At 74.0% G+C, this 16,418-nt stretch carries 19 protein-coding genes; 5 read left to right on the top strand and 14 right to left on the bottom strand.

Going from position 1 to position 16,418, the window contains the following annotated elements; genetic code table 11:
* Nucleotides 1-229 (top strand): hypothetical protein (locus ACWDD9_RS18735; protein WP_449812093.1); only part of this gene is annotated, 229 nt, incomplete at its 5' end.
* A gap of 6 nt (nucleotides 230-235) precedes the next feature.
* Here the strand turns inward: ACWDD9_RS18735 and ACWDD9_RS18730 are convergent.
* Nucleotides 236-1,132: an NmrA/HSCARG family protein gene (locus ACWDD9_RS18730; protein WP_449812092.1), complete on the bottom strand. Its 897-nt coding sequence runs from the start codon at nucleotides 1,130-1,132 to the stop codon at nucleotides 236-238.
* A gap of 68 nt (nucleotides 1,133-1,200) precedes the next feature.
* Here ACWDD9_RS18730 and ACWDD9_RS18725 point away from each other — a divergent pair, with 68 nt between their 5' ends.
* Entirely contained in the window at nucleotides 1,201-1,698 is a 498-nt protein-coding gene (locus ACWDD9_RS18725; RefSeq protein ID WP_387966609.1) for a MarR family winged helix-turn-helix transcriptional regulator, read from the top strand.
* A gap of 10 nt (nucleotides 1,699-1,708) precedes the next feature.
* Here the strand turns inward: ACWDD9_RS18725 and ACWDD9_RS18720 are convergent, their stop codons facing one another.
* The 11 genes from ACWDD9_RS18720 to ACWDD9_RS18670 form a co-directional block, all read right to left on the bottom strand.
* Nucleotides 1,709-2,998, bottom strand: coding sequence for an outer membrane protein assembly factor BamB family protein (locus ACWDD9_RS18720; protein WP_449812091.1), 1,290 nt, complete (start codon nucleotides 2,996-2,998; stop codon nucleotides 1,709-1,711).
* An 81-nt stretch (nucleotides 2,999-3,079) separates the two neighbouring features.
* Complete coding sequence (locus tag ACWDD9_RS18715) at nucleotides 3,080-4,072, bottom strand: urease accessory protein UreD (RefSeq protein ID WP_449812090.1); 993 nt, start codon at nucleotides 4,070-4,072, stop codon at nucleotides 3,080-3,082.
* Nucleotides 4,069-4,689 (bottom strand): urease accessory protein UreG, encoded by a 621-nt coding sequence (gene ureG / locus ACWDD9_RS18710; protein WP_049651049.1) that lies wholly within the window; start codon nucleotides 4,687-4,689, stop codon nucleotides 4,069-4,071. Before ureG ends, ACWDD9_RS18715 begins: the two co-directional genes overlap by 4 nt.
* 52 nt (nucleotides 4,690-4,741) lie before the next feature.
* A complete protein-coding gene (locus ACWDD9_RS18705) occupies nucleotides 4,742-5,476 on the bottom strand; it encodes an urease accessory protein UreF (protein ID WP_449812100.1) in 735 nt (244 codons plus the stop codon).
* 35 nt (nucleotides 5,477-5,511) lie between these two features.
* Complete coding sequence (ureC, locus tag ACWDD9_RS18700; RefSeq protein WP_049651051.1) at nucleotides 5,512-7,236, bottom strand: urease subunit alpha; 1,725 nt, start codon at nucleotides 7,234-7,236, stop codon at nucleotides 5,512-5,514.
* Nucleotides 7,236-7,673: an urease subunit beta gene (locus tag ACWDD9_RS18695; protein ID WP_063780133.1), complete on the bottom strand. Its 438-nt coding sequence runs from the start codon at nucleotides 7,671-7,673 to the stop codon at nucleotides 7,236-7,238. Before ACWDD9_RS18695 ends, ureC begins: the two co-directional genes overlap by 1 nt.
* A gap of 23 nt (nucleotides 7,674-7,696) precedes the next feature.
* Nucleotides 7,697-8,605, bottom strand: a complete 909-nt coding sequence (locus tag ACWDD9_RS18690) for a sirohydrochlorin chelatase (protein ID WP_449812089.1) — start codon at nucleotides 8,603-8,605, stop codon at nucleotides 7,697-7,699.
* A 3-nt stretch (nucleotides 8,606-8,608) separates the two neighbouring features.
* On the bottom strand, nucleotides 8,609-8,914 hold the full coding sequence (locus ACWDD9_RS18685) for an urease subunit gamma (protein ID WP_049661349.1): 306 nt from the start codon (nucleotides 8,912-8,914) through the stop codon (nucleotides 8,609-8,611).
* Nucleotides 8,915-9,027: 113 nt separating this feature from the next.
* Nucleotides 9,028-9,966, bottom strand: coding sequence for an urea transporter (locus ACWDD9_RS18680; RefSeq protein WP_449812088.1), 939 nt, complete (start codon nucleotides 9,964-9,966; stop codon nucleotides 9,028-9,030).
* A gap of 264 nt (nucleotides 9,967-10,230) precedes the next feature.
* Complete coding sequence (locus ACWDD9_RS18675; RefSeq protein ID WP_049659985.1) at nucleotides 10,231-11,061, bottom strand: dienelactone hydrolase family protein; 831 nt, start codon at nucleotides 11,059-11,061, stop codon at nucleotides 10,231-10,233.
* A 99-nt stretch (nucleotides 11,062-11,160) separates the two neighbouring features.
* Nucleotides 11,161-11,922, bottom strand: coding sequence for an alpha/beta fold hydrolase (locus tag ACWDD9_RS18670; protein ID WP_449812087.1), 762 nt, complete (start codon nucleotides 11,920-11,922; stop codon nucleotides 11,161-11,163).
* A gap of 122 nt (nucleotides 11,923-12,044) precedes the next feature.
* Between ACWDD9_RS18670 and ACWDD9_RS18665 the strand changes: the two genes are divergently transcribed.
* Nucleotides 12,045-12,578, top strand: coding sequence for a SigE family RNA polymerase sigma factor (locus tag ACWDD9_RS18665; protein ID WP_074004160.1), 534 nt, complete (start codon nucleotides 12,045-12,047; stop codon nucleotides 12,576-12,578).
* 8 nt (nucleotides 12,579-12,586) lie between these two features.
* Nucleotides 12,587-13,537, top strand: coding sequence for a hypothetical protein (locus ACWDD9_RS18660; RefSeq protein WP_449812086.1), 951 nt, complete (start codon nucleotides 12,587-12,589; stop codon nucleotides 13,535-13,537).
* Nucleotides 13,538-13,592: 55 nt separating this feature from the next.
* Here the strand turns inward: ACWDD9_RS18660 and ACWDD9_RS18655 are convergent, their stop codons facing one another.
* Nucleotides 13,593-14,813 carry a glycosyltransferase gene (locus tag ACWDD9_RS18655; protein ID WP_449812085.1) on the bottom strand — a complete coding sequence of 407 codons (1,221 nt, stop codon included), beginning with the start codon at nucleotides 14,811-14,813 and terminating at the stop codon, nucleotides 13,593-13,595.
* 210 nt (nucleotides 14,814-15,023) lie between these two features.
* Here ACWDD9_RS18655 and ACWDD9_RS18650 point away from each other — a divergent pair, with 210 nt between their 5' ends.
* A complete protein-coding gene (locus ACWDD9_RS18650) occupies nucleotides 15,024-15,827 on the top strand; it encodes a nucleotidyltransferase family protein (protein WP_449812084.1) in 804 nt (267 codons plus the stop codon).
* Between the two features lie 45 nt (nucleotides 15,828-15,872).
* On the opposite strand, the gene ACWDD9_RS18645 is transcribed toward ACWDD9_RS18650, so the two are convergent.
* A complete protein-coding gene (locus ACWDD9_RS18645; RefSeq protein ID WP_449812083.1) occupies nucleotides 15,873-16,379 on the bottom strand; it encodes a hypothetical protein in 507 nt (168 codons plus the stop codon).
* Between the last annotated feature and the right edge of the window lie 39 nt (nucleotides 16,380-16,418).

Raw genomic sequence — 16,418 nt, 5'->3', positions numbered from 1 at the left:
GTCAGAAGGGTGTCCAGGTTCGTCTTCACAAACCAACCAACGGGCACCCTTCGTCATGGTCGCGGCCAGCCCAGCAATCGGACTCACTCATCTAGGTCGGGTGGGTGGCGTTCAAAGGATCTCGACCGCCAATCAGGTCACGGGCGGAACCGTCAACGGCGACGTGTACCAGGCTGGAACGATCGACCTGATCAAGGCCTCAGCACCCAAGGTCACTGCGGGCGCCTGAAGCCCCTCAGAGGTCCCAGGTGCGGGCCGCCGCCCAGGTCTCCAGGGGTTGCCAGTCGATGGTGGGGTGTTCGGCGTGCAGGGCGGCGGTGTCGATGGTGAGGCCAGGGTTCTGGAAGTAGCGGAACATCGTGGCGAGGTCCTCGGAGTGGGCCGCCACGACCGAGAGCGGCACCTGTTCGAAGCGGATGGGGCGGCCGCTGGCGGCGCTGATCGCGGCGCCGATCTGCTCGCCGGTGCGCCACTGGGAGGCGATGTCGATGCGACGGCCCGCGTAGGCGTCAGGCCTGGCCAGGACGTGGGCGGCGAAGGCGCCGATGGTGTCGGCGGCGATCACGGGGAGTGGGACTCCGGGGGGCATGGGAAGGTGGAAGACGCCGTCGTGGAGGGATTGGAGGGTCCAGTCGTTGGCGTAGTTCTCCATGAAGGCGGCCGGGCCGAGGACGGTCCAGGGCAGGCCGAGGCCGGCCAGGTGCTGTTCGATGCGGTGCTTGCTGTCGAAGTGCGGGATGCCGGTGGAGCGGTCGGCGTTCGTGGCCGAGGTGAAGACGACGTGCCGGACGCTTCCGACTGCCCGGGCGGCGTCCAGCAGGGCGGTGGCCTGGCGGACTTCGACACCGAGGTCGGTGCCGAACGGGGTGGACATCGCGAACAGTGCGCCGGTGCCGTCGAGGGCGGTGGCGAGCGAGGCCGGGTCGTCGAAGTCGGCGCGGGCCGGTTCGGCGCCGAGTGCGGCGAGCTGGGTGGCGGCGGGCGAGCCGGGGTTCCGGGTGAGGGCGCGGACGGGGCGGCCGGCGCGGAGGAGGGCGCGGGCGGTGGCGCCGCCCTGGGCGCCGGTGGCGCCGGTGACGGCGACGGGGAGGAGGCGGGCACGGGAGGCTGCGGGCTCAGTTATCTGCGTCATGCAGACAACATAGGGAAAGATCTCTGCGTGGCGCAAACAATTATCGGGCAGCCGGTTACCCTTCCCCCATGACGACGACCCGCGACGAACTGATGGCCCGGCTGTGGCCGGTCTCGCGCCGCTACCTGGCCTCGTACGTGCTGTTCAACCAGGCCGTCGCCGACCATCTGGGCATGCACCCGACCGACGTCCAGTGCCTCAACCTGCTCACCCTGGAGGACGGGCCGGTCACCACCGGCCGGATCGCCGAGCTCACCGGGCTGACCAGCGGCTCGGCCACCCGGCTGGTCGACCGACTGGAGAAGGCCGGGCTGGTCGCCCGGCAGCGGGACCAGGCCGACCGCCGCCGGGTGCTGGTCGCGGTCCTCCCCGAGGCGCTGGAGCGCTTCGGGGAGGTGTGGCGCGAGCTGTCCACCGACTGGGCGGCCGTCTTCGCCGAGGACAGCGAAGCCGAACTCGCCTTCCTCCTGCGGCACATGAACCGCACCGTCGAGCTCAGCCACCGCCAGGTCGCCCGCCTGGCGACCATGGAACCGGGCGGGCCGGGCGGGACGGGCCGCCCCTGAACCCGCCTGGTCAGGCCGACGGCGGCGCCGGCAGGGCGCCCAGCGCGAGAACGCCGCCCGGGCCGCCCCGGTAGACGGTCCCACCAGCGGCGGCCAGCGAGATCCGGCCGACCTCCTCCGAATCGTCCTGCCAGCGCATCCCGCCCGTCGACGGATCGAACGCCCACAGCCGGCCGTCCCCCGACCAGGCGTAGACGCCGTCCTCGGTGGCGACCATGGCAGGGGTCCCGCCCTTCCGACCGGCGAAGGTGTTGGCCTTCCAGACCCAGTCACCGGTCGTCGTGTCCAACCCGAACAGACGGTCCCCGCCGCCCATGTAGACGGTCCGACCGGCAGCCGACACAGGGCAGCTCAGCTCCCCGTGCTGGACGGACGCCCAGAGCTGCGCGCCGGTCGCCGGGTCCAGCGCGGCGACGATCGTGGAGGCCATCGTCTCCGGGGGCGAGGAGACCAGCAGGGCGTCCCGGTGGACGGTCAGTGGGCCGCTGACGACGAGGTCGCGCTCCCAGCGGCGCTCGCCGGTGCGGGCGTCCAGCGCCAGGAGCCCCCTCGGTCTCCCCGCCGCGTACACGGTGCCGCCGTCGAGGGCCAGAGCGGCCGAGACGCCCGCCGGGCCGGTCCAGCGCGGCGCACCGGTGGCCAGGTCGTAGCAGCGCACCGAGCTTCCGTACACCGCGAACACGCTGCCGCCGCCGACGGCGGGGCCTTGCCGCCACCCGCCCTCGGACCAGTCGGGCAGGGCGGCCTCCCAGCGCTGTTCCCCCGACGCCGCGTCCAGGACCCGCAGACGGGTGTCGGTGGCCACGCACACCACACCGTCCCCGGCGACCAACGGCCAGCCGCCCGGGGCAGCGGCGGCGTCGGGTGTGCTGACCGTACGGCTCCAGCGGATCTCGCCGGTGCGCGGATCGAGGGCGCGCACGCAGCCGTCGAAGCCGGAGGCGTAGAGGCCCTGTCGGCGGTCGGCGGACAGCACGAGCCGCCCGCTCGCGGCGGTCGTCCGCCAGAGTCGCGGGCCGTGGGAGCTCTTTCGGCGGGCCCACTCGTTGACGCCGGCGGCGGCCGCGAGGGCGCCCAGGGCGGCGGCGCCCGTCAGCAGCCGCCGGCGGTTGACCAGGCGCCGGGCCGGTGGCGTCGGAACACCGTCCGGTGCGGCTTCCCGCACGTCCTCCGGCACCGCATCGCGCACGTCATCCGGCACCGCATCGCGGGCCACGTCCGGCGCCGTCTCGCGCGCCTCGTCCGGCACCTTCTTGCCCACCTCGTCCGGCACGGCGTCCCGTCTCGCATCGTCGTTCACGCCAGACAGGACCGCGCACCCGGCCCCAGGGTTGCGCCGGATCCGGAAGAAGATCACGACCGGCGGCGCCGGCCGACGGCCCTACGTCTTCCGCAGCTCCGGCGCCGGCACCCCGATCAGCAGCCGCCGGACCGCGTCCCAGGCCGCGCGCAGGGCGGCGGCGCAGGCCCGGGTGTCGGAGCCAAGCAGTCGCAGCCAGGCACCGCTGTCCTGCGGCAGCACGCTGACCCCGTAGAGCAGTTCGCCGTACTCCTGGCCGCAGCCGGCCACCGCCTCGTGCAGGACGTCCGCGATCCGGGCCGCCGGGGCGAGCGGGCTGAGGACGTACAGGCTGGACATCACGTCGTGCCCGGCCAGCACCGCCGGCCCGGTGACCCCGGCACCCCTACCGCCCCCTCCGCCTCCGCCCGGCGAGGGCTCCAGTCGCACGGTGTCCAGTGCCACCAATTCACCACCTGGGCGCCGCACTTCGAGGTCCGAGGCGAACACCCGGTAGGCGTTGCGCTCGCCCCGGGCGAGGCGGCCGGCCAGGACGGTCTCGCCGGCCAGCACGGTCGCCTCCGGGTCGACGGTGAGGACGGTCCGCTGGTAGAGGCGCGAGTCGACGAAGGGGATCACCGGCTCGGGCAGGTACTCGACGTAGGCGCGCGGCCCGGCCGTCAGGTTGACCAGTTGCGTCGCGTAGTCGTGCTCCATCCGGTAGACCTTGGTGGCTGCCTGGGTGGTCAGGTGGACCGCCGTGTCGGCGCCGCAGTGCAGGTCGGTGCGGAGCCGGTCGGCCTGGAGGATGCCGCCGCCGGTGGACATCAGGAAGGTGACGGCGAGGTCGGGGCGGGCCGGGTCGAAGTAGAGCGGGCGCATGATCTGCAGCGGCGACTTCTGGTAGTGGCCGGTGAGTTCGGTGCGCCCGCCGACCCGCTCGAAGGCCAGCTCCAGCAGCCCGACCTTGCCGGGACGTCCGACCGCGAGGGTGTCGGGCGTCCCGGCGTGGCGGCGGACCTCGTACGGGACGCGGGCCGGCTCGTAGTGCCGGGGGTCGAGCCGGGGCACCGCCGCAGCCGGGGAGGCTGTCACGCCGGGACCTTGCGGAAGGTCTCCAGGAAGGTCGCGATCTCCTCCAGCCCCTCCCCCGTCAGGCAGTTGGTGAGCACCACCGGTCCGCCCTCGCGCACCCGGTGGGCGTCGGACTCCATCACCCCGAGGTCGGCGCGGACGTACTGGGCGATGTCGATCTTGTTGATGACCAGCAGGTCCGACTCGGTGATGCCCGGGCCGCGCTTGCGGGGCATCTTCTCGCCCTCGGCGGTGTCGAGGACGAAGAGGAAGAGGTCGACCAGCACCGGGCTGAAGGTCAGCGTGAGGTTGTCGCCGCCGGACTCGTACAGCAGGGTGTCGACGTCCGGGAAGCGTTCCAGCATCTCGGCGCCGGCCGCGAGGTTCATCGTCGGGTCGTCCCGTACGGCGGTGTGCGGGCAGGCGCCGGTCTCCACGCCGACGACCCGCTCGGGGTCCAGCATCCCGGCCAGGGTGCGCCGCACGTGCTGGGCGTCCTCCTGGGTGTAGATGTCGTTGGTGATGACCGCCGGGCGGTGGCCGCGGGCGATCAGCACCGGGACGAGCGCCTCGATCAGCGCCGTCTTGCCGGAGCCCACCGGTCCGCCGATGCCCACGCGGAGCACGTTCTCGGTCAACTCTCCTCCTTCTGTCGGTCGTTCTTCTGTGGCGCACGTTCGCATCGGGCGGTCAGCTCATGAACAGCCGGGCCTCCGCCCGCTCGTGCCGCCCGGACATGGCGTCCGCGACCGGCACGCAGCCGCCGAGGTCCGCCAAGTCCCGTTCCAGGGCGGCGGATACGACCTCCCGGATCACCGGGGAGGCCGCCCGCAGCACCACCTGCGCCTTGCGGTGGTCGGTCAGCCGGAGCCTCAGCGCCGCACCGACGAAGCTGGTGCAGAACGCGAACAGGTCGCTGGTGACGGCCTGTTGGACCGGGACGCCGGCCGAGGCGTACGCCACCCCGGCCGCCACCGCCTGGCAGCCGGGGGCCCGCTTCTCCGCGACCAGCGCGGCGTACCGCTCCAGCGGCTCGCCGCCCACCGACTCCCGGGCGATGTCCAGGAGTTGGCGCCCGGTCCGGGTGGCGGCCAGGCGCAGCTCGCGGTTGAGCCTGGTGGCGTGCAGCCGCTGGTCGGTCTCGGCGAGCAGCTCCCAGTCGCCCGCCGTGGCCGCCCGGTGGGCCAGGACCAGGGCCGTGGCGTCGGACGGCCCGACGCCGTGCCGCAGCAGGTCGGCGAGCAGCCCGGGCAGGGTGTCCGGGGTGACGGCCTTGGCCTGGGCGTAGCCCTCCAGCCCGTGCGAGAGGGTGTAGAAGCCGCTAGGGAAGGCCGAGTCGGTCAGCTGGAGGCAGACCAGCAGGGCGTCCAGGCCGTCCAGGGCGTCCGGATCCCCCAGGCCGCCCACGGCGTCCAGGCCGCCCATGGCGTCCAGGCCCGGCCGCGTCTCGGTGACGGGGCTCACGCGAGGTAGAACAGGTGGTTGAGCGGCAGCTCGCGGGCCGGTTCGATGGTGGCGGGCTCGCCGTCCAGGGTGACCTTGTACGTCTCCGGGTCGACCGCGATCTTCGGCAGCGCGTCGTTGCGCACCATGTGCTGCTTGCCGACCGTACGGCACCGCCGCACCGGCAGCACCCGGCTCTCCAGGCCGAGTTGGGCCGGAACCCCGAGGTCGACGGCGGCCTGCGACATGAAGGACACCCGGGTGGCCTGCTTCGCCCGCCCGTACTGGCCGAACATCGGCCGGTAGTAGACCGGTTGGGGGGTGGGCAGCGAGGCGTTCGGGTCGCCCATCAGCGCCCAGTTGATCACGCCGCCCTTGATGACCATCTTCGGCTTGGCGGCGAAGGAGTTGATCGGCCAGAGCACGATGTCGGCGAGCTTGCCGGGCTCCAGCGAGCCGATGTGGTCGGCGGTGCCGGAGGCGACGGCGGGGTTGATGGTGAGCTTGGCGAGGTAGCGCAGGACGCGGGCGTTGTCGTTGCGCTCGCTGTCGCCGGCCAGCTTGCCGCGCTGCTCCTTGCAGTGGTGGGCGGTCTGGAAGGCCCGGGTGAAGGACTCGCCGATCCGGCCCATCGCCTGCGAGTCGGAGGAGAAGATCGAGATGACGCCCTCGTCGTGCAGCACGGTCTCGGCGGCGATGGTCTCGGCGCGGACCCGGGAGTCGGCGAAGGAGACGTCCTCGGGGATGTTGTGGCTGAGGTGGTGGCAGACCATCACCATGTCCAGCAGCTCGTCCACCGAGTTGACGGTGTAGGGCAGCGTCGGGTTGGTGGAGGACGGCAGCACGTTGGGCTCGCCGGCGATCCGCATGATGTCGGGGGCGTGGCCGCCGCCCGCGCCCTCGGTGTGGAAGGTGTGGATGGTGCGGCCGTCGATCGCGGACAGGGTGTCCTCGAAGTAGCCGGACTCGTTGAGGGTGTCGGTGTGGATGGCCACCTGCACGTCGTACTCGTCGGCGACGCTCAGCGCGCTGTCGATCGCGGCCGGGGTGCTGCCCCAGTCCTCGTGCACCTTGAGGCCGCACACGCCCGCCTCGACCTGCTCGCGCAGCGCGCCGGGCAGCGAGCCGTTGCCCTTGCCCAGCAGGCCGACGTTGACCGGCAGGTCCTCGACGGCCTGGTACATCCGGTGGATGTTCCACGGGCCGGGGGTGCAGGTGGTGCCGTTGGTGCCGTCGGAGGGGCCGGTGCCGCCGCCGATCAGGGTGGTGATGCCGTTGCTCAGCGCCTCCTGCACCTGCTGCGGGGCGATGAAGTGGATGTGGGTGTCGATGCCGCCGGCGGTGGCGATCAGGTGCTCGCCGGAGATCACCTCGGTGCCGGGGCCGATCACCAGCCGCGGGTGCACGCCGCTCTGGGTGTGCGGGTTGCCCGCCTTGCCGACCGCGACGATCAGGCCGTCCTTGACGCCGATGTCGCCCTTGACCACGCCGAGCACCGCGTCCATGACGACCACGTTGGTGATGACCAGGTCGAGGGCGCCCTGGAGGGAGGTCGCGGCCGGGTCCTGGGCCATCCCGTCGCGGATGCCCTTGCCGCCGCCGTAGACGGCCTCGTCGCCGTAGTGGCCCTGGTTGAAGTCCTGTTCGACCTCGACCAGGAGGTTGGTGTCGGCGAGGTGGAAGCGGTCGCCGACGGTGGGGCCGAAGAGGTCGGTGTACTGCCTGCGGGAGAGGATGGCCATCAGCGGTCGCCTTCCGGGTGGGTCTCCGTGTGGAAGTCCCGGGGCCGGTCTTCCTTGTGGTCGAGGTTGGTGCCCTTGAAGCCGAGGGCGATGGCCCGGTCGACGGCGCGGGCGCGGGTGGCGGGGGCGGTGATGCCGCCGTCCACGAGGTTGGCGAAGCCGACCAGGCGGCGGTGGCCGCCGAACTCGGCGAGCGTGACGTCCTTGGTGTCGCCCGGCTCGAACCGGACGGCGGTGCCGGCCGGGATGTCCAGGTGTTTGCCGAAGGCGGCGTTGCGGTCGAAGTCGAGGGCGCGGTTGGCCTCGAAGAAGTGGTAGTGGGATCCGACCTGGATCGCCCGGTCACCGGTGTTGCTGACCGTGACGGTGGCCTTGGCGCGGCCGGCGTTGATCTCCACCGGGTCGTCGCCGTACAGGTACGCGGCGCCACCAGACATGGCTGGCCTTCCTCTCTGCCGGGTCAGTGGGGGGTGTGTGCGGGTTCGTGGGTATGGCTGGGGTGGTGCGGGTGGGGAGCATCGCCGTGCTGGTGCCCGCCCGACGCATGGTTGTGCTGGTGCCCGCCCGGCCCATGGCCGTGCTGGTGCCCGCCCGGCCCGTGGCTGTGACCGTGGCCCTGCTCCCCCGGCCCGTGGCTGTGCGCGTAGCCGTGCCCGTGCTCGGCGTCGAGGCCGGCCAGGATGCCGTCCTCCCCGTGCCCGAGCAGGTGCAGCGCCGCCGCCGTCCGGGCCGCGACCACCCCGGCGACGGCGGAGGGCCGCAGCAGCGGGCCGCCGTCCCGTACGCCGGGCAGCGCGGTGCGCAGGGCCGGCCCGAAGGAGGCCGGAACGGCCGTCACCTCGCGGGCGCCGAGCAGCCGGCAGCGTTCGGCGCCCTCGGCCGGGTCCGGGTCGCCGCCGTCGAAGGCGACTTCGACCCACCGGTGCCGCCCGTACTGGCGGGCGAGGCGGGCGATCCGGAACAGTTCGGCGTCCTCGAAGGGGCCGGCCACCGGGGCGGTGACCAGCACCGCGCCGTCGGGGGCGGTGCCGGCGGCGGCGCGCAGCCAGCCGATCAGGTGGTCGGCGGCGCCGAAGGGCGCGGTCAGGGCGAGCCGTCCGCGGCCCTCCGCGGCGGCCAGCCAGCGCAGCGCCCGGGCGGTGTCGGCGACGAGCTTCGGGTCGCGGCCGAGCGTCATCGGTACGACGCACACCGGCCCGTCGCCCGCCGCGGCGAGCGCGGACCGGACGGCCTCGGTGAGCGGACGGCCCGCGGGGGCCGCGGCGTGCACGGTGGACTCGCGGGCCGCCAGCGCCGCGAGGTCCCGGCCGCCGTCGCTCTCGTGGCCGCCGGCCAGCACCACGGTGGCGGCGGCATGGGACCGGGTCATCACTCAGGCACCCACCGGGTCGTGGCAGGAGACCAGCTTGGTCCCGTCCACGAACGCCGCCTCGACCTGGAGCAGCGGGAGCATCTCGCGCACGCCCGGCATGACGTCCTCGCCGCTGACGACCTGCTTGCCGATCTCCATGCACTCGGCGACGGTGCGGCCGTCCCGGGCGCCCTCCATGATCGCCTCGCTGATCAGCGCGCAGGCCTCGCTGTAGTTCAGCTTGACGCCGCGGTCCCGGCGTTTGCGGGCCAGATCGGCGACGACGTAGATGTACAGCTTGTCGATCTCACGCGGCGAGAGATTCACGGGTATCACTCTTCCTTTCCGAGAATCCGATGGAATGCAGAAAGATGCTCAAGGGGCTTCGGTGAGCCCGGGGTTCTCGACATCAGATGAATTCGGCGGCGCCGGACGCGGAATCAAGTCCGGCGCAGGCGCGGGACGGCCGGCACCGCCGCCAGGAACAGCAGTGTGGTCAGGACGAACGGCCAGGTGAAGGCGTGACCGCCGAAGGGCGCGGAGAGCGCGCCGAGCGCCGGCGTGAGCACGGTCGCGCCGGCCGCACCGACCAGGGCGTACGCCGCGCTCCAGGCGTCGGGCGCCAGGAACACCCCGCACAGCGCGAGGGCGACCAGGACGCCGCTGTACCCGAGCAGGCCCTGCCCGACCGCCTCGCCGGGGGCGCCGAACACCCAGGCCGTGAGCAGCCCGGTGGCGCTCCCCGCGCAGGCCATCAGGCCCGCGAGCCGGCTCGCCGCGAACAGCCCGGCGAGGAACAGCAGTCCGACGTACCACTGCGGCATGAAGAAGATCTGACCGATGTTCGCGAAGAAGCCGTGCCAGAGCTGGTCCCAGCTCAGCCCGGTCGGCCCGGCGGCCGGGACGGGCAGCGCGGCGGGTGCGCCCGCGCCCTGCCACAGTCGCCGGAAGCCGGGGGCGGCCGCCGTGACGGCCGTCGCGACCAGGCAGAACGGCGCGGTCAGCGCGGGCAGCCGCCAGGTGGCGAGCAGCGCCCCGAGCCCCGCCGTGACCACCACGGCGACGGCGGACCCGAGGGCCGCCACCGCGACCGTCGCCGGGTGCCCGGCGCCCAGGAAGACGGCGCAACTCAGCGCCACCAGGCAGCCGTTGTACCCGTGCAGCCCCGCCCCGACGGTCTCCCGGTCGAGCCCGAGCCCGTACGCGACGGCGGTGGAGACGGCGCTGCCGAGCAGTCCGTAGAGGCCGTACCGCCAGTCGGCGGCGAACAGTGCGGCCACGAAGAAGAGTCCGCAGACGACGGACGGCATGAAATCGACCTGCGCGACGCCGCGCAGGACCTCCGCGACCACCCTGGCGGATATCGGACGAGTCGCCACCGAGGCGCTCTCCCCACCCTGTTGCAAACCCATGCTGCGCACCAATTTTCCGGTACGGCCGGCCTGCCTGAATGTCGGCCCCGGCGATTCCTCCGGAACCGTACTCCTATGGTTTGCGAAGTCCAGGGGGTACGGGGTGTTATGCCAAATCCACGAAGGGTGACCATCGAGCCGCTGAGCTGCAACAATCTGTTGAAGTCACGGCCCGTAGGGTTCGTTGCAGGGAGAAATCCTTTGCGAAGTTTTACTGACGGTTGGCATCGGCTATGCCGGGGCCGCGCTCACTCCCGCCCGGATCAGATGCCGCGCCAGGAACCGTTCCGACGACTCCAGTTCGGGCTCCGGCACCTCCAGGTGGCCCCCGGGGTTGGCGTGCAGCGTCTTCTCCCGCGAGCCCAGCGCGCCGAACAGCGCCAGCGCCCCCTCGCGCGGGACCAGCGCGTCGTCCCACTGGAGGAGGAACTCCACCGGCACGCCGACCTGCCCCGCCGCCTCCGCCTGCGACGCGTGCCCCGTCAGCCCGAACACCGCGACGGCGACGCGCGGTTCGGCCGCCGCCAGCGGGATGCCGATCGCGCTCCCCAGCGACAACCCCCAGTACCCGACCGGCCCGAGGCCCTCCGCCTGTCCGAGGTCCTCCACCCGACCGGGGCGCTCCGCCTGTCCGGGGCCCTCTGTCCGACCGGTGCGCTCCGCCTCGCCGCTCAGCGCGTCCAGCACCGCCACCCACTCCGGCACCGCCCGCTCCGCGAGCGCCGCCGTGTGCCGCGCCACCCAGGCGCTGACCGGCCGGCCCGCCGCGATCAACTCCCCGATCTCGGTGGCGAACCGCTCGTCCTGGGCGCTGCGCGTCCGCTCCCCGTGCCCCGGCGCGTCCAGCGCCACCGCCGTGAACCCGTGCCGCCGCACGAACCGCCGGGCCCGGTCCACCAGTCCCGGACCCAGCTTGTGCTGGCCGCCGCCGTGCCCCAGCAGCACCAACGGCCGCCCGCCGAGGGGCGATCCGTCCGGCTGCCAGAGCACTCCGGGCGCGCCGTCGAGGGTGAAGTGGCGCTGCGTCACGCCGTCCGCGCTGGATTCCGTGGTGAAGTGCACCCCGTCATCATGGCTCCCGACACACGTTCGGGTCCGGCCTTTCCCTCGACGGGCTGCCCCACGACGGGGTCACCGCCGTCGCCACCGCACGGCTCGCCGCTACCGCGCGGCCGGGCCGTCCTCGTGGAGGAAGGCGAGCAGCAGGGCGGTGGTCTCGGCCGGGCGCTCCAGGCTGGGGAGGTGGCCGGCCCAGGGGAGCTCCTGGTGGCGGGCGTCGGGGAGGAGGGCGGGGAGGGCGGCGGCGATGTCCCGGAAGTCCGGGAAGTCGTGGGCGCCGGACACGGCCAGGGTGGGGGCGGTGATCCGGCCGAGGTCGACGTCCTCGCGGTCGGAGCCGACCGTCGCCGTCATCTGGACGTCGAAGGCGTGGCGCTGCATCCGGCGGACGTGCGCACGGGTCCGCTCGTCGGCCTCCGGGCCGAGCCAGGACTCGACGTTCAGCTCGACGGCCTCGTCGATCCGCCCGGCCTCGATCAGCGCGTCCTCGCGCCCGCCGAAGGCGCGCAGGGTGTCGCTGGGCTGGTGTCCGGGCATGCCCGCGCCGAGCAGGGCCAGCCTGGTGACCGCCTCGGGGCGCAGCGCGGCCGCCGTCAGGGCGATCCGGCCGCCGTAGGAGGCGCCGACCAGGGCGGCGGTCCCGATGCCCAGGTGGTCGAGCAGGGCCAGGACGTCCCCGGCGTCGCTGTACGGGGCGTCCGCGAGCGGCGTGTCGCCGAAGCCGCGGAAGTCGCAGCGGACCACCCGGTGTCCGGCGTCGACCAGCGGCTGCCACTGCGCGTCCCACATCCGCCGGTCGCACACCGAGGAGTGCAGCAGCACCACGGCGGGCCCGCTGCCCGCTACGTCATGAGAAATGATCATTCGGCGGATCGTAGTGTCCCCGCCGCCGTTCCCCAAGCGATTTGAAGCCGCCGCGGTCACAGGTAAGCGCTTTCGACCGCCCCCGGGCTCTGGACGGGTGAAGGAGGTGCTCGGAGGTGCTCATGGGAGAAGCGAAAGACGATCGGGACGACGGGTTCCAGGCGTTCATTGTCACGGTCTGGCCGCGCCTGGTACGGACGGCGTACCTGCTGGCCGGCGAGCAGTACGCGGCCGAGGACCTGGTGCAGTCGGCCGCCGAGAAGGCCTGCGCGGCCTGGTCGAAGGTGCGCCGGGCCGACGATCCGTACGCCTATGTGCGGCGGATCCTGGTCAACCAGCACGCCCGCCGCTGGCGCCGCCGGGCGCCGGAGCTGCTGGTGGACGCGGTGCCGGACGCGGCGGGGGTGGAGGACGGCTACGCCCGCTCCGACCAGCGCGGGGCCCTGCTGGCCGCGCTGGCCACCCTGCCGCCGCGTCAGCGCGAGGCCGTGGTGCTGCGGCACTGGGAGGACCTGAGCGACAGCCAGACGGCGGCCGCCATGGGGTGCTCGGTGGGCGCGGTACGCAGCCACGCGGCGAAGGGCATCGCGCGGCTGCGGCAGGTCACGGCACTGGTGGGACTCAAGGACACGACGCACATCGGAGGAGCGGCATGAGGGGCGGCATGGACCGGGAACCGGACGGGGTGGGCGGGGACGACGGCACGGACCTGTGGGTGGGGCTCGGCCTCGCCGAGGCGGCGGCCGGCGCGCGGATCGGCCCGGCGCCGGTGACGGACATCCTGGCGGGGGGCCGCCGGCTGCGGCACCGCCGCCGTACGGTGGTCGGCGCGGCGGCGCTGGCCGCCGCGGTGGCGCTGACCGGCGGGGCGCTGGCGCAGCTGCGGCCGGGCCCGGCGCCCGCCCACGGGATCGGTCCGGCCGGCGTCGGCGCCGCGCCCACGCCCACGCTCACGGTGGCGAACACCCCCGGGCTGGGCACCCCCCTCCCGCCGAACGGGACCGCCCCGGCCTTCCGCAACCCGCTGACCCCGGTCCGGGTGGTGCTCGGCCAGGGCCTGACCCCGGACGGCAAGCAGTGGCAGCTGTGGGAGGCGCTGTGGCCGGAGGCCCCCCGGGAGCGGGCGTTCGAGCAGGCGACGGCGGTGTGGGAGGAGCGCAGCAGGTACGACTCGGCGGTCTCCAAGCCGACGGAGGAGTACGTCCAGCGGTACTGGCAGCCGGACTGCGACGTCACCAACGTCTACTTCACGGTGGACGGGGTGCGGCTCAGCCATGACTCCGACGGCGCCCAGGCGGCCCCGGGCAAGGTCGACCCGCGCAACCGGACCGTCTTCGGCGGCGGCCTGGTCGGCCACCGGGGCAAGGGCGACACCGTGGCCCCGCTGGACGTGGTGCTGCTCTCGATCGGACCGGACGTCGGCCGGGTGGTGGTGACCTGGGCGGACGGCAGCACCACGGAGCCGACGCCCGTCACCGTGGCCGACTCCCCGATCCGCGAGCTGGTGGTGGCCCGCCCGGGGACGATGCGGGCGAAGTCCTGGCAGTTCTTCGACAAGGACGGCAACAAGCTCCCGGACGCCGGTGCCAAGTACCTGACCGAACCGGCCTCCTGAGCCCGGGGCAGGCGCGGGACGTCGGCCGGGCCGACTTCCCGCGCCCCTGTCCCCCTCAGCCGAGCAGCAGCTTCGCGGCGGCCGTCGCGCCGTCCGTGCGGACCCGGGCCGAGAGGGCGGCGGCCCGCTCCCGGATGGCGGGGGCGAGGGCCCGGCGCAGGGCGGCGGCGAGGGACGCGGTGGTCGGGGTCGGGCCGTCGTGGGCGGCGCCGATGCCCAACTCGGCCACCCGCGCGGCCCAGTACGGCTGGTCCACCATCTGCGGGACCAGCACCTGGGGCACCCCGGCCCGGGCGGCCGTGGTGGTGGTGCCCGCGCCGCCGTGGTGGACGACGGCGGCCACCTTCGGGAACAGCGCCTGCTGGTTGACCTCGCCGACCGCGAAGCAGTCCTCGGCCCCGTCCACCTCCGCCAGTCGGGCCCAGCCGCGGCCGAGCAGCACCCGGCGGCCCTGCGCCCGGACCGCCTCGACGGCGACCCGGGCGGCGCCCGCCGGGTCGCGCAGCGGCATGCTGCCGAAGCCGACGTACACCGGCGCCTCGCCAGCCGCCAGGAAGTCCGACAGGTCGGCGGGCAGCGGGCGTTCGTCCGGCAGGATCCACGCGCCGGTCTGCACCGCCTCGGGCCAGGCCGGGTCCGCCTCCGCGGGCCGCGGCCACGGGTCGAGCAGCGGGTCGGTGGCCAGCCACGGCCGGCCGGTGAGGACGTGGTCCCGGACGTTGTCGGCCTCGGGCAGTCCGACCGCCGCCCGGCGGGAGTTGACCGCGTCGCCGAACAGCGCGTTCATCGTCCCGATGTTGAGCTCCCACAGCTCCCGGGGGTCGGTCGCCTCCGGCGGGTAGGGCAGCATCGGGTACTCGAACGGCCGGTGGTGCGGGGAGGGCAGCACGGTCGGCTGGAGGGCCACGTACACGAAGCGGGCGCCCAGTTGCTCGGCCGCCGCCTGTGCGCCGGCCGCCGCCGGGAACAGCCCGGTGGCCAGCACCGCGCCGCCCGGCTCGGCCGCCGCGAGCACCGCCGCGTGGAACTGCTCGACCAGCCGGGCGGCGCGCGCGGGCAGCTCCCCGGGCTTCGGCGGCGGACCGCTGACCAGCGCGCGCACCGACTGACCGACCGGCACCGGCTCGACTCCGGCCTCGACCAGCCGCGCCGAGAACTCCTCGTCCGGCGGCGCGCAGACCCGCACCTCGGCGCCGAGTTCCCTCAGCCGCACCGCCAGCGCGGCCATCGGCTCGACGTCCCCGCGCGACCCGTACGTCGACAACACCACTCGCACTTCGTGACTCCCCGTTTCGCGGATCTGCTTCCGTGCTTCGCGGACCTGCGTCCTCGAAGCGGTGATTCTGCGTCACCACCGGGGCCTTGCGGCAAGGCCCCCCGTGCGCTGTACGTTGAGAGTGGCGAGGAGTGGGTACGCCTCCGCGGACGCCACCACCGCATCCGAAATTCCCGGGCGGACACCGCTTCTCCTGCCAGAATCTCCTTCATGCGCGCGATCATCGAGGACATGGCCGGTCAACTCGCCCGTGTGCCGGGCGTGGTGGGAGTGATGCTCGGCGGGAGCCGGGCACGGGGCGAGGAGCGGCCGGATTCGGACTGGGACCTCGGGGTGTACTACCGGGGCGGCCCCGACCTCGACGCGCTGCGGGCGCTCGCCGGGCCGGGGACCGAGGTGGCCGGCCCGGGCGGCTGGGGCCCGTGGGTCAACGGCGGGGCGTGGCTGCGGGTCGACGGCGTCACCGTGGACTGGATCCTGCGGGACCTCGACCGGGTCGGACGGGTGTGGGCGGACTGCCGCGCGGGCCGCTACGAGGTGGGGACGCAGGCCGGCCACCCGCTCGGCTTCTGGTCGCCCTGCTACCCGGGCGAGGTCGCCCTCGGACAGCCGTTGGCCGACCCCACCGGGGAGTTGGCGCGGCTCAAGCGGCAGACCGCCGACTACCCGGAACCGCTGCGCGGGGCCCTCACCGCGGCCACCTGGGAGGCCGGCTTCCTGCTCGACACCGCCGCGAAGAGCGCCGTCCGCGCCGACGCCCTGCACGTCTCGCTCTGCCTGTCGCACGCCGTCGGCATCCTGGTCCAGGCCCTGTTCGCCCACCACCGCCGCTGGTGCCTGAACGAGAAGGGCGCGCTGGCCGTAGCCGGTCAACTGCCGGACGCCCCACCGTACTTCGGCCGGCGCGCGCACGGCCTGCTCGCCGAGCCCGGCGGGTCGGCGGCGGAGCTGACGGCCACCGTCGCCCGGGCGCGGGAGCTGACCAGGGAGACCGTGGCCGCACTGAACCGCTGAGCCGCCGAACGACTGATCGCCAACCGCCCGGCGGGCGAGGCGCGTTCAGCCCCGGTGCCAGGAGGCGGCGTTCCGGTGGTCGGCCGCCGACGCCACCTCGACGGCCGCCGCCCTCATCTCCCGCTCCCAGTCCCGCGTCACCTCGACCGGCCACGTGTCGACGCAGCCCGGGCAGCAGACCTGGTCGACCAGCTCCGCGAGCCGCCGCTCCGCCCCGGTCGTGCGCTCGTCGATCCGGGACCAGAGCATGGCGACGGCCTCAACCGGCGTGATCTCCCCGGACACCAGCCGGGCCGCGGTGTGGTGCAGGAGGCTGCGCTGGACGAAGCCGTCGTCCGGCACCGGCAGGCCCAGCTCCGCCATCGCCTGCCACAGCAGCTCCGTCAGCTCGACCGGGGGCTCGCCCCGGCCCGGCCGCCCCGCGAGGTCGCAGAGCGCGGGCGAGTCCCCGCCGATGCCCGCCGCCAGCAGCCCGGCGGCGGCCATCGGCAGGTCCTCGGGGAAGACCAGTCCGGCGGAATACTGCCAGGCCAGGGTGAATGCGTCGTCCATGGCGCCATCCTGACAAAGCGGCCACGCCAGCCGCCACCG

The organism is Kitasatospora sp. NPDC001119, from assembly GCF_053598475.1.
Note: the sequence above shows the minus strand (reverse complement) of the source record. Positions and strands in the feature narration are given on the sequence as shown.